Annotated in this window: 11 protein-coding genes and 2 tRNA genes; 7 read left to right on the top strand and 6 right to left on the bottom strand. The window is 63.3% G+C overall.

From position 1 onward, the window contains the following. The first annotated feature begins 49 nt into the window (after window positions 1–49). A complete protein-coding gene (arcA, locus tag PG892_RS07740; RefSeq protein ID WP_010673581.1) occupies window positions 50–769 on the top strand; it encodes a two-component system response regulator ArcA in 720 nt (239 codons plus the stop codon). 147 nt (window positions 770–916) lie between these two features. Here arcA and PG892_RS07735 read toward each other — a convergent pair. Continuing rightward, window positions 917–991: transfer RNA gene (locus PG892_RS07735), tRNA-Gly, on the bottom strand. A 94-nt stretch (window positions 992–1,085) separates the two neighbouring features. After that, window positions 1,086–1,159: transfer RNA gene (locus PG892_RS07730), tRNA-Gly, on the bottom strand. 202 nt (window positions 1,160–1,361) lie between these two features. Between PG892_RS07730 and cydD the strand changes: the two genes are divergently transcribed. The 4 genes from cydD (at window position 1,362) to PG892_RS07710 (ending at window position 5,749) form a co-directional block, all read left to right on the top strand. Next, window positions 1,362–3,137 carry a heme ABC transporter permease/ATP-binding protein CydD gene (cydD, locus tag PG892_RS07725; RefSeq protein ID WP_247631648.1) on the top strand — a complete coding sequence of 592 codons (1,776 nt, stop codon included), beginning with the start codon at window positions 1,362–1,364 and terminating at the stop codon, window positions 3,135–3,137. Beyond that, complete coding sequence (gene cydC / locus PG892_RS07720; protein ID WP_042878895.1) at window positions 3,130–4,875, top strand: heme ABC transporter ATP-binding protein/permease CydC; 1,746 nt, start codon at window positions 3,130–3,132, stop codon at window positions 4,873–4,875. The genes cydD and cydC overlap by 8 nt, the downstream gene beginning before the upstream one ends. Before the next feature lie 107 nt (window positions 4,876–4,982). Beyond that, the gene (gene rcsF / locus PG892_RS07715; protein WP_010673578.1) at window positions 4,983–5,354 is read left to right on the top strand and encodes an Rcs stress response system protein RcsF; all 372 of its coding nucleotides are present in this window, start codon (window positions 4,983–4,985) and stop codon (window positions 5,352–5,354) included. A gap of 8 nt (window positions 5,355–5,362) precedes the next feature. After that, window positions 5,363–5,749, top strand: coding sequence for a DUF488 domain-containing protein (locus tag PG892_RS07710; RefSeq protein ID WP_104454513.1), 387 nt, complete (start codon window positions 5,363–5,365; stop codon window positions 5,747–5,749). A 70-nt stretch (window positions 5,750–5,819) separates the two neighbouring features. On the opposite strand, the gene PG892_RS07705 is transcribed toward PG892_RS07710, so the two are convergent. Continuing rightward, window positions 5,820–6,815, bottom strand: a complete 996-nt coding sequence (locus PG892_RS07705; RefSeq protein WP_270825305.1) for an NAD-dependent epimerase/dehydratase family protein — start codon at window positions 6,813–6,815, stop codon at window positions 5,820–5,822. Window positions 6,816–7,131: 316 nt separating this feature from the next. Here PG892_RS07705 and tsaA point away from each other — a divergent pair, with 316 nt between their 5' ends. Further along, on the top strand, window positions 7,132–7,836 hold the full coding sequence (gene tsaA, locus PG892_RS07700; protein WP_103858905.1) for a tRNA (N6-threonylcarbamoyladenosine(37)-N6)-methyltransferase TrmO: 705 nt from the start codon (window positions 7,132–7,134) through the stop codon (window positions 7,834–7,836). A gap of 70 nt (window positions 7,837–7,906) precedes the next feature. On the opposite strand, the gene PG892_RS07695 is transcribed toward tsaA, so the two are convergent. Genes PG892_RS07695 through PG892_RS07685 form a run of 3 tightly spaced genes read right to left on the bottom strand, consistent with a single transcriptional unit; the run spans window position 7,907 to window position 11,090 of the window. Continuing rightward, complete coding sequence (locus PG892_RS07695; protein WP_270825304.1) at window positions 7,907–9,028, bottom strand: beta-ketoacyl-ACP synthase III; 1,122 nt, start codon at window positions 9,026–9,028, stop codon at window positions 7,907–7,909. A gap of 55 nt (window positions 9,029–9,083) precedes the next feature. Further along, window positions 9,084–10,247 carry a vWA domain-containing protein gene (locus PG892_RS07690; protein ID WP_103858907.1) on the bottom strand — a complete coding sequence of 388 codons (1,164 nt, stop codon included), beginning with the start codon at window positions 10,245–10,247 and terminating at the stop codon, window positions 9,084–9,086. Continuing rightward, entirely contained in the window at window positions 10,248–11,090 is an 843-nt protein-coding gene (locus tag PG892_RS07685; RefSeq protein WP_103260592.1) for an AAA family ATPase, read from the bottom strand. Window positions 11,091–11,253: 163 nt separating this feature from the next. Here PG892_RS07685 and cysK point away from each other — a divergent pair, with 163 nt between their 5' ends. After that, window positions 11,254–12,222: a cysteine synthase A gene (gene cysK, locus PG892_RS07680; RefSeq protein WP_041213300.1), complete on the top strand. Its 969-nt coding sequence runs from the start codon at window positions 11,254–11,256 to the stop codon at window positions 12,220–12,222. Window positions 12,223–12,397: the final 175 nt, after the last annotated feature.

Below are 12,397 nucleotides of genomic sequence, written 5' to 3'. Positions count from 1 at the left end.
AAGAGTGTTAAAATTTCGATAATTAACTGATAAGAATCTGGGAATACTCATGCAAACACCACATATTCTGATCGTCGAAGACGAGCTGGTCACCCGCAACACCCTCAAGAGCATCTTCGAAGCCGAAGGCTACATCGTGCTGGAAGCCAACAACGGTGACGAGATGCACCAGGCCCTGACCAGCCACACCATCAACCTGGTGATCATGGACATCAACCTGCCGGGCAAGAACGGCCTGCTGCTGGCGCGCGAGCTGCGTGAAGATGACAACATCGCCCTGATGTTCCTGACCGGTCGCGACAACGAAGTGGACAAGATCCTGGGGCTGGAGATCGGCGCAGATGACTACATCACCAAGCCGTTCAACCCACGTGAACTGACCATCCGTGCCCGCAACCTGCTGAGCCGTACCATGAACGTGGCCGCCGGTGGCGAAGAGAAGAAGCTGGTAGAACGTTATCTGTTCAATGGCTGGGCCCTGGACATCAACAGCCGCGCCCTGGTCAGCCCGGCAGGGGACATGTTCAAGCTGCCCCGCTCCGAGTTCCGCGCCATGCTGCATTTCTGCGAGAACCCGGGCCAGATCCAGACCCGTGCCGAGCTGCTCAAGAAGATGACGGGCCGCGAACTCAAGCCCCACGACCGCACCGTCGACGTGACCATCCGCCGTATTCGCAAGCACTTCGAGAGCGTGGGCGACACCCCGGAGATCATCGCCACCATCCATGGCGAAGGCTATCGCTTCTGCGGCGAGCTGGAGCAGGAGTAATCCTCCCCACTCCCGAGTTGAAAAGGCGCCCTGTGGCGCCTTTTCCATGTCTGCGCCTTTCAGCTTGGCCGCTCTGGCACTCTCGCCGGCATCAAAAAACAGACAACAAAAAGCCCACTCGCAGGAGTGGGCTTTTTGTGTGAAGACTGGAGCGGGCAGCGGGAATCGAACCCGCATCATCAGCTTGGAAGGCTGAGGTAATAGCCATTATACGATGCCCGCTAGGCATCAAAACGTGCTTGGTGTGATGGGGAATCCCCACGACAGACAGCCATCTGGCTGATATGGACAACGGCGCGTGCCGCTATCTGGAATGTGGAGCGGGTGATGGGAATCGAACCCACGTATGCAGCTTGGGAAGCTACCGTTCTACCATTGAACTACACCCGCGTCAGTGGCCTCTACTATATGCATTTTGCCGCCGAGCGCAATCACCGACCTCGCATTTTTTGCCATAAATCAAGCTGTTCGGCCAACTAATGAGCATGAAGCCGATTTTTCACACAATGATGTTCATCCGCCCGGTTCTGCAAGGTTGCCAAGCCGTGGGGGCGACGATAGTCTTGCGCCACTCGTTTGAGGAGTGGTGGTAATGGACAAGAACAGACAGAAACATCTCTATGGCTGGTTGCGCAAACAATCGGGCCATGGTCGGCGCTGGATCGGCATCTCCATCGCCTTCGGGCTGGGTCAGGGCGTCCTGATGGTGATGCAGGCCTGGTTGCTGGCGACCCTGCTGCACGGTTTCATCATCGAAGGCTCCACGCCGGAGCACTCCGCCCCCCTCTTCATCAGTCTGTTGCTGGTGACCCTGACCAAGGCGGCCCTGGCCTATGGCCGCGAGGTGGCGAGTTTCAAGGCAGGCAGTGCGGTGCGCCAGGCCATCCGCGAGCTGGTGCTCACCCGCCTCGCCAGGCTCGGCCCTGCCTATATCCAGCGTCGCCCCGCCGGTAGCTGGGCCAGCCTGCTGCTCGAGCAGATCGAAGAGATGCAGGACTTCTTCTCCCGCTATCTGCCCCAGATGGCCATCGCCGTCTTTATTCCTCTGGTGATCCTGGTCTCCGTGTTCCCGGTCAACTGGGCGGCGGGCTTCATTCTACTCGGCACGGCCCCCCTCATTCCCCTCTTCATGATCCTGGTAGGGGTGGGCGCCGCCGATGCCAACCGCCGAAACTTCCAGTCGCTGGCGCGCCTCTCAGGCCACTTCCTCGATCGCCTCAAGGGGCTGCGCACCCTGCAGCTTTTCATGCGTACCCGGGCGGAAGGGGAGGCCATCCGCGATGCATCGGAAGATTTTCGCGAGCGCACCATGGAGGTGCTGCGCCTCGCCTTCCTGAGCACGGCCGTGCTGGAGTTCTTCGCCGCCATCGCGGTGGCCCTGGTGGCCGTCTACTTCGGTTTCTCCTACATCGATCACCTCAACTTTGGCAGCTATGGCGTCAAGGTCACCCTCTTTACCGGCCTGTTCGTGCTCTTCCTCGCCCCCGAGTTCTACGCGCCGCTGCGGGAACTCGGTGCCCACTATCACGCCAAGGCACAGGCCATTGGCGCCGCCGAACAACTGCTGGAATTTCTCGAGGCCGACGTGAGCGAACCCGCCTCCGGGACGCTCCCCTTCCATGCGGATGGCCCCGTCAAGGTAGAAGCCCGCAGCCTGGAAGTGCTGAGCGCCGAGGGCAAGGTGCTGGTCGGTCCCCTCGATTTCACGCTGGAAGCCGGCACGCGCACCGCCCTGGTCGGCATCAGCGGCGCGGGCAAGAGCTCCCTGGTCAATGCCCTGCTCGGTTTTGCCCCCTATCGCGGTTCCCTGTGCGTCAACGGAGTGGAGCTTCGTACCCTGGACATCAGCCAGTGGCGCCAGCAGCTAGGCTGGCTCTCCCAGAATCCCCAACTCTTCCACAGCTCCCTGCGGGACAACCTGCTGCTGGCCAGACCATCCGCCAGCGACGCCGAGCTGGAAGCCGCGCTCAAGCGCGCCCAGGCCTGGGAGTTCGTCAATGAGAAAGGGCTGGACTATCGGGTCGGGGATCAGGCGGGCGGCCTCTCCGTCGGCCAGGCCCAGCGCATCGCCCTTGCCCGCACCCTGCTCAAGACGACCCAGATGATGGTGCTGGATGAACCCACTGCCAGCCTGGATCGCCATTCTGAGCGGGCCGTCATGAGCGCCCTCGAACAGGCCGCACAAGGTCAGACCCTGCTGATGATCACCCACCGCCTTGATCAGCTCAGCCAGATGGACAACATCCTGGTGCTGGCGCACGGCAAGCTGGTGGAGCAGGGACGTTTTGCCGCACTCGGCGAGGCCCAGGGCCCCTTCGCCCGCCTCCTGTCGCAATCCCAAGGTTTCGGAGACTCTCTCGATGACTGATCTATTGCCGTTCCTGCGCCTTTATCGCCAGCACTGGCTCAGCCTCTCCATCGGCCTGCTGCTGGCCCTGGTCACCCTGGTGGCCGGCATGGGCCTGCTCTCCCTCTCCGGCTGGTTCCTCTCCGCCGCCGCCGTCGCCGGGCTGGCGGTCGCCACCCGAGACACCTTCAACTACATGACCCCTGCGGGGGGCGTGCGTTTCTTCTCCATCGTGCGCACCGCCAGTCGCTGGGGCGAGCGGGTCGTGAGCCACGACGCCACCTTCCGGGTGCTGACCCGGCTGCGGGTCTGGTTCTGGCAAAAGCTCTCCCCTCTCTCCCCCGGCTCCCTTGCCGGTTTTCGCCAGGCTGACCTGCTCAACCGTCTGGTGGCCGACATCGACGCCATGGATCACGTCTATCTGCGCCTCATCACCCCCATTGGGGCGGCACTGCTGAGCTGCGCCGGGCTGGTATTCTTCCTCTCCTTCTTCGATGGTCGCCTGGCGCTGACGCTGGGAGCCATTCTGCTCTTTGGCATGCTGGCTTTGCCCCTGGTCTTCTATTTTGCCGGGCGCGCGCCGGGCCGCCAGCTCATCGCCGAGAAGTCCAACCTGCGTACCCGCATGGTGGACTATCTGGATGGCCAGGCCGAACTGCAGATGTTCGCCGCCGCTCCCGAGGCGCTCACCGGATTGCAGCAGGCGGAGCAGGCCCTGATCCGGGCCCAGGCCCGCATGGCCCGCGTCAGCGGCCTGGCAGCCTTCTCGGTGCAGTTGCTGAGCGGCTGGACTCTGACCCTGATGCTCTGGCTGGCCGGTCACGGCGTCGGTGGCAGTGCCCCTGATCCCATCACCGCACTCATGGTGTTCGCTACCCTGGCGAGCTTCGAGGCGCTGCTGCCGCTGGCCGGTGCCTTCCAGCACCTCTCCACCAGCCTCACCTCCGCCCGCCGTCTCAACGAGATCCTGCAAGAGGCCAAGGCGCCGGAGTGGGGAGCACAGCAAGCCCCCGCTGCCCGGGGTGCCGTGCAGATAAGCGATCTGCATTTCACCTATCCAGGCCAGGATGCTCCCGTGCTGCAAGGGTGCACCCTGCAACTGCATGCCGGGGAGAAGCTGGCGCTGCTGGGGCAGACCGGCTGTGGCAAGTCCACCCTGATGGGGTTGCTGACCCGGGAGTGGACGGCCCTATCGGGGGAGATCCTGCTCGATGGCAAACCCCTCACCGATTACAGCGAAGAGGCGCTGCGCGCCTCCTGCTCCGTGGTGAGCCAGCGGGTCCACCTGTTTGCCGATACCCTGCGTGGCAACCTCACCCTGGCCGCCCCCGGAGCCAGCGACGAACGGCTCATCGAGGTGCTCACCCAGGTGGGGCTCGGAACTCTGCTGCGCGATGAGGGTGAGCAGGCCGAACAGGGGCTGGATGCCTGGCTCGGGGATGGCGGGCGTCCGCTCTCCGGCGGGGAGCGCCGCCGCATCGGCATCGCCCGCGCCCTGCTCCACGATGCACCGCTCTGGCTGCTGGACGAGCCCACCGAAGGGCTCGATACCCAGACCGAACGGGAGATCATGGATCTGCTGCTGACCCTGGGGGCGGATCGCACCCTGCTGCTCATTTCCCACCGCCTGCTGGGGCTGGAACGGATGGACAGGGTAGCCCTGATGGAAGAGGGTCGCATCCGTCTGTGTGCCCCCCACCAGGAGCTGCTGGAAGATGATCACTACCGCAGCCTGCACCGGCGACTGGCCCCCGCCTGATCCGGGGTCGTCTCGCTACAATCCATTGATATGGCTAAAAATGGGGCTGGTCGCCATCGGCGACTGCCCCCTATAATGGCCCACTCGCCACCCAACAAGATGCCGATATGAAACGCCTGATCCTGATGATGCCCCTGATTGCCTCCGGTTGCGCCGACTTCGCCTTCAACAGCAATCTGGACAAGGAAAACTTCGACGAGTACTTCAAGCCGGGGAGCGTGCGGATCTACGAGCAGAGCGAGCTCGCCGACCTCAACTACCTCTATCTCGGCACCGTCGAGGGGGAATCCTGCCAGAGCGATGCCAATCAGGCGGTGCCCAATGCCGGTGAAGCCCGCACCCTGGCCCGCCGCCGCGTGGCGGACATGGGGGGCAACGGCGTCAGCTTCGACAAGTGCGCCGAGTTCAGCGACGTGCCCGGCTGCCTGAAACAGGTGATCTGCTACGGTCAGGCGCTGAAAGTGGCCGAAGAGAAGTAAGTCCTGCCATGGCGATCGCCATCGTGCGACTCGGCAGCCCCCGCCTCGAGGATGAGGGGCTTCGCATCGGTACCGTGCGTCGCCCCCCTCGCGGCGTGCCCAAAGCGGCGTTCGCCAGCCAGGATTGGTACGACGTCTGGTTCCCCAATCTGGCCCCCAGCGCCGAGACCATGAAACTCGGTCAGACTGCCGACACCCCGGCCCGGTGGACCGCCTTCTGCAAGCAGTACAAGGCCGAGATGGCCGCCCCGGCCGCGAGGCACGATCTGGCCCTGCTGGCTGCCCTCTCCCACACCACCCATTTCTCGGTGGGATGCTACTGCGAACAGGAGTCCCGCTGCCATCGCAGTGTGCTGAGGACCCTGCTGGCCGACGCGGGTGCATTGCTGCGCTGAGCCCCGTCATGGATGAACACCCCACATGAGAAGAGGGCACCCCGGGGTGCCCTCTTCTTTATGATGTCGGCTAATGCGCATTCGATGACAGGGGAAGCGCCCCCCGTCGTCGCAGGGCCTGTTCCTCATCATGGGTCATGCCTGGCAGCGGCCCCCGGGGGTTGCTGGCAAGCCATACCACCAGATCGTCAACCGTCTCCTCCAGGGGGCGAAAGTTCAGCCCATGGACGATGGCGGCCTCAGCGCTGATGGTGCCATACCCAGCATACTCGGGCAGCTCGTTTGGCAGCAGCGTGGGATAGCTTTGCCAGGGCGCCACCCCTGCCGCCATCAGGTCACGCCAGGGAGCCCACTCGAGCTGCAAGGGGGTCGCTGGCGTCAGCCGGGCAGCGAGGCGCTCCACCCAGTCGTTCAGTGCGATGCCGGGCTTGATCAGGTTGAAACACCCAGCGAGTCGCTGCTCGGCAGCCCGCAGCACGAACTCGGCGCAGTCGCGTACATCCAGATATTGCAGCCTGTCCTCCCCCTGCCCCGGCAAGAGCCAGTGCCCGCCCCGCTGCACCCGCCTCACCCACCAGGCAAGACGAGCGGTCGGGTCAAAGGGGCCGCAGAGCACGCCGGGGCGCAGGGTGCACAGGCGATCTCCCCAGCGGGCACGATACACCGACTCGCACAGCACCTTGAGGGGGCCGTAGTCGGTGGGCGCTCCTGCCATCTCGTGCAAGGGGGCCGACTCATCCATGCCGGGTTGGGAAAAATCGCGATAGACACTGATGGTGGAGATGAAGATGAGCCGATCACAGCGCCCCAGCAGAGCGTCAGAGAGTCCTTCGGCCTGTTCGGGGCGATAGCAGCAGGTGTCGATGACCAGATCCCAGTGCCGCCCCTCGCCCCGCAAGGGGGCCAGGTCCCCGTCTCTGTCCCCGTGAAGCTGGGTCAGCTCCCGCCAATCCGGGTGCTGGCGGTGGCCGCGATTGAACAGCGTCACCTCGTGCCCCCAATCCAGGGCCAGCGTGGTCAGGTGGCGACCCAGAAAGCCGGTGCCGCCGATAATCAACAATTTCATCCCTGTCTCTCCTCTATGGCGCCCTCTCCTTGCAGCCCCTCCACGGGCAGCCGAAACGGCCATGGCCTGGCATGGTGAGCACACGTCCCAGGCACGCCCTGATGCCGCCAGGCATATCGTCATGGTGCGGGCAGCAGGCTCCTTGCCCGCTCCCCCGCCACCCCTTTTGCCGCCCCACCCTACGCAAGTTGGCACCAGGACACAGCCCCCAGGCACCGGGTCTGGGATCGGGATCACAGGGGCCGCGTCCTGGAGCTCCCCCTGCGTTTTCGGCGTGCCTGTGCTACATTGCCCGGGTTTTCAGCCAGGATCCGCCATGAAGTTCGATATCGATACCCTAGGGATCATCCGCTCTCCCTACAAGGAGAAGTTCGCCATACCCCGCCAGCCCGGTCTGGTCAGCGCGGCTCGCGCCCGCCTCGAACTGCTTCCTCCCTATGATCAGCCCGATGTGCTGCGCGGCATCGAGCAATTCTCCCATCTCTGGATCAGCTTCGTGTTTCACCAGACCATGGATCAGGGCTGGCACCCGACGGTGCGCCCGCCGCGCCTCGGCGGCAACGAGCGGGTCGGGGTCTTTGCCACCCGCTCCACCTTCCGCCCCAACCCCCTCGGCCTCTCCGTGGTCGAACTGCACGGGGTGGGACGTGAGCGCGGCAAGCTCTGGCTCGAGCTGGGCGCCGTGGACTTGCTCGACGGCACCCCCGTTGTCGACATCAAGCCCTATGTCCCCTATGCCGACAGCCTGCCCCACGCCCGTGGCGGTTTCGCCCCCGATGCCCCCACCCCGCCGCTGGCGGTGAGCTTCAGCGCCCAGGCCGAGCAGCAGCTCGCCCCCTGGCTCAAGGCCCACCCGGAGCTGCGCGAACTGGTGAGGGAGGTACTGGCCCAGGATCCCCGCCCTGCTTACAAGAAGGGCAAGCCGGATGACAAGGTGTACGGTGTTAGATTGTTCGATGTGAACGTGCGATTTCAGATAAAAGAACCGCAATGTCAGGTAATTACCATCGAACCTGCTTGAAAAAAGCCTCTCTGGCAGCATGAAAAAAGCCACCCGGGAGGGTGGCTTTTTTATGGGCAAAACAGGGTGCTCAGCGCCGCTGCAGCAGCAGGCTGCCGATGGAGTAACCGGCGCCAAAGGAACAGAGCACCCCGCGAGCCCCGCTCGGCAGATCCTGGTTAAAGAGGTGGAAGGCGATGATGGAACCCGACGAGCTGGTGTTGCCGTAGCGGTCGAGGATGACAGGCGCCTCCTGCTGGCTGGCGTCATAGCCCAGCAACTTGCGACCGATGAACTGGTTCATGGTGAGGTTGGCCTGATGAAGCCAGAGCCGGCTCAAGCCATCGGCCACCCATCCCTGCTCCACCAGCTGGGAGGCTATCTGATCGCACACCAGGGGCAGCACCTCCTTGAACACCTTGCGCCCCTGCTGGCGGAACAGCTTGTCGTCGCCGTAGCGGGTGCGCGGGCTGAGCCGGTTCAGGAAGCCGAAGTTGTTGCGGATGTTGTTGGAGTACTGGGTCACCAGCTTGCTGGCCACCAGTTGCCAGGGGTTGGCCACCTGGCAATCGGCCTCCCGTTCCAGCAGCACGGCGGTACAGGCGTCACCGAAGATGAAGTGACTGTCCCGATCGCGGAAGTTGAGGTGACCCGAGCAGATCTCCGGATTGACCACCAGCGCCAGCCGGGCGGTGCCTGCCGCCAGCATGTCTGCGGCGGTCTTGATCCCGAAGGTGGCGGAAGAGCAGGCCACGTTCATGTCGAATGCCAGGCCGCTGGCGCCGAGATAGTGCTGCAATTCGATGGCCAGCGCCGGGTAGGGGCGCGGCATGTTGGAGGCGGCGACGATGACAAGATCGATCTCCCCCGGTTCACGACCGGCGGCGATCAGCGCCTGCTCAGCGGCCGCCACCGCCATCTCCACCATGATGGAGGGCTGATTGTCCGGGCGCTCCGCCATGAGCGGCTGCATGATGTCGGGATCCAGCACCCCCTCGCTGCTCACCAGATAGCGGCTCTTGATGCCGGAGGCCTTCTCGATGAACTCGCAGCTCGAGTGCTGTTTGGCAGGCAGCTGCCCTGCATCGATGGCGGAGGCGTTCTCCTCGTTGTAGAGATCCACGTACTGGTTGAAGGCCGCCACCAGCGCTTCATTGCTGACGGCAAAGGGAGGGGTATAGAGGCCTGAGCCACTGATTACGATAGAGGTCATCTTTGCTCCTGGCCGGGTGCAATCCCGGCTTGTCTGTTTTTTAGGGTTCAGAGGGTCACAGCTGGTCGATGGCCGCAGCCAGACCCGCCAGGGTCAGCGGGTGCATCCGCCCGCCGATCAATTCGTTCATCAACTTGATGGAGGGGTGCCACAGCCACTCCTGCCTTGGCAGCGGATTGACCCACACCATCTTGGGGAAATGTTGTTGCAGGCGCCCGAGCCACACCTGGCCGGGCTCCTCGTTCCAGTACTCTACGCTGCCACCTGGCCAGGTGATTTCATAAGGGCCCATTTTCGCATCCCCCACCACCATCACCCTGTAGTCGCTGCCGTAGGTACGCAGCAGCCGCAAGGTATCGAGCCGATCATCAAGGCGCCTGGCATTGTCCTGCCAGACGAAGTCGTAGAGGCAGTTGTGAAAATAGAAGAACACCAGGTGCTTGAACTCGTGGCGCAGGGCCGAAAAGAGGCGCTGCACCTCGGCCACGTGGGCATCCATGGAGCCCCCTACGTCGAAGAAGACCAGCAGTTTGACCCCGTTGTGGCGCTCGGGTCTGAGCTTCACATCGAGCCAGCCTTGCCTGGCCGAGCTTTGGATGGTGTCGTCGAGATCCAACTCGTCGGGATTGCCCCGGCGCACCCAGCGCCTGAGCTTGCGCAGGGCGAGCTGGATGGCGCGCTGCCCCAGGGGCGAGTCGTCACTGAAGTTGCGAAAGTGGCGCGCCTCCCACACCTTGGTCGCCCGCCCGTGCTGGCCCTCTCCCCCCATGCGGATCCCTTCCGGGTGATAGCCGCCGTGACCGAACGGGCTGCTGCCCCCAGTGCCGACCCACTTGTTGCCGCCGGCGTGGCGCTCCTTCTGCTCGCTTAACCGCTGGTTGAGGGTCTCCAGCAGCTGGTCGAGCCCGCCAAGGGATTGGAGCAACGCCTTCTCCTCCGGGCTTAACAGTCGCTCGAACTCCTTGCGTAGCCAGTCGTCAGGCAGGGTCTCCGGCAACAGGGGGATGGCGGCCAACCCCTCGTAATACTCGGCGAAGGCGCGATCGAAGCGATCGTAGTGCGCCTCGTCTTTCACCAGCAGGCAGCGGGATAGCTGGTAGAACTCGTCCATGTCGAGGCTGGCCAGTCTGGCCGCCAGCGCCCCGTGCAGGTCGAGCAGCTCCCGCAGGCTGCAAGGAAGCTTGTGGCGGCGCAGGTGAAGGAAGAAGTCGATGAGCATTCAGCCGCCGCGGCGCGCCAGGAAGGCGAGCTTCTCGAAGAGGTGCAAGTCCTGCTCCGTCTTGAGCAGGGCACCATAGAGGGCGGGCACCAGCTTGCCGGGCTCACGGGTGCGCAGGGCCTCGGGGGCGATGTCGTCGGCCAACAGCAGCCGGATCCAGTCCAGCAGCTCGGAGGTGGACGGCTTCTTGCGCAGCCCCTCTACCGCACGCAGCTCAAAGAAGAGCGTCATCGCCTCGTCGAGCAGCCGCTCCTTGAGGTTTGGGTAGTGGAGCTTGACGATGGCCTGCATCTCGGCCTTGTCGGGAAAGCGGATGTAGTGGAAGAAACAGCGGCGCAGGAAGGCGTCCGGCAGCTCTTTTTCGTTGTTGGAGGTGATGATGACCACGGGGCGCTGGCGCGCCTTGACGCGCTCGCCGGTCTCGTAGACATCGAACTCCATCCGATCCAGCTCCAGCAGCAGATCGTTGGGAAACTCGATGTCCGCCTTGTCGATTTCATCGATGAGCAGCACTGGCCGCCGCTCTGCGCTGAAGGCCTGCCACAGCTTGCCCCGGCGGATGTAGTGGCCTATCTCCCCTACCCTGGGGTCACCGAGCTGGGAGTCTCGCAGCCGGGCGACGGCATCGTATTCGTAGAGCCCCTGCTGGGCCTTGGTGGTGGACTTGATGTGCCAGCTGATGAGCTCGGCGCCCAGAGATTTGGCTACCGCCTCCGCCAGCACTGTCTTGCCCGTACCGGGCTCACCCTTGATGAGCAGCGGCTTCTCCAGCACGATGGCGGCATCGACGGCCATCTTCAGTGCCTGTGATGCGAGATAGCGGTCGCTTCCTGCAAATCCCATGAGATCCCTTCCACTGGATGCCCAGGCAGCGGGAGCCCCCTCGGCAAGAGAGAATAAGTTCTATATGTTGTAATAACATATTGTTATAACGATTCGTCACTTCTCATTCAGAAACCACAGGGTAATCTTGTTTCATCGCCTTAACAAACACAGGGATAGCACCATGAGCAAAATTTTTGAGGACAACAGCCAGACCATAGGCAACACCCCGCTTGTTCGTCTCAACCGTGTTACCAAGGGCCGCGTGCTGGCCAAGATCGAGAGCCGCAACCCGAGTTTCAGCGTCAAGTGCCGGATCGGTGCCAACCTCATCTGGGATGCCGAGAAACGCGGCGTGCTGACCAAGGGCAAGGAGATCATTGAGCCCACCAGCGGCAACACGGGCATTGCCCTGGCATTCGTGGCTGCGGCCCGCGGCTATCCCATCACCCTGACCATGCCAGCCACCATGAGCCTGGAGCGCCGCAAACTGCTCAAGGCCCTGGGGGCCAACCTGGTGCTGACCGAAGGTCCCCTCGGCATGAAGGGCGCCATCGCCAAGGCCAACGAGATCCTCGAATCCGAACCGGGCAAGTACGTACTGCTGCAACAGTTTGAAAACCCCGCCAACCCGGAAATCCACGAGCAGACCACTGGCCCCGAGATCTGGGACGCCACCGATGGCGAGGTGGATGTGTTCGTGGCGGGCGTCGGTACCGGCGGCACCATCACCGGGGTCTCCCGCTACATCAAGAAGACCAAGGGCAAGGCCATCGTCTCCGTAGCGGTCGAGCCCAGCGAATCCCCCGTCATCAGCCAGAAACTGGCGGGTGAAGAGATAAAGCCCGGTCCCCACAAGATCCAGGGCATCGGCGCTGGCTTCATCCCGGGCAACCTGGATTTGAGCCTGCTGGACCGCGTCGAGCAGGTGAGCAGTGACGAAGCCATCGAGATGGCCCGCCGCCTGATGGAAGAGGAAGGGATCCTGGCCGGTATCAGCTCCGGCGCTGCCGTGGTCGCTGCCAACCGTCTGGCCGAGCTGCCGGAGTTCGAAGGGAAAACGATCGTCGTCATCCTGCCAAGCGCCGCCGAGCGTTACCTCTCCAGCGCCCTCTTCGCCGGAGTGTTCAGCGAGCAGGAATTGCAGCAGTAGTTGATCAGCCAACACCAAAACGACGGCGCTCCTCGGAGCGCCGTTTTCATTATGCGCTAAACTCTCTAGCCACCAGTGCCACTCGGCCCCTTATTTTTGGTTCATCGCGGCTTTCCGGGGAAGGCCGCCTTGATTTTCAGAAAAAAGTATTCTGAGTCCCTAAATCCATATGCCA

Origin of the sequence: Aeromonas sp. QDB68, assembly GCF_027707405.1 — a bacterium.
Lineage (GTDB): Bacteria > Pseudomonadota > Gammaproteobacteria > Enterobacterales > Aeromonadaceae > Aeromonas > Aeromonas caviae.
This window is presented reverse-complemented; position numbering and strand designations above follow the sequence as displayed.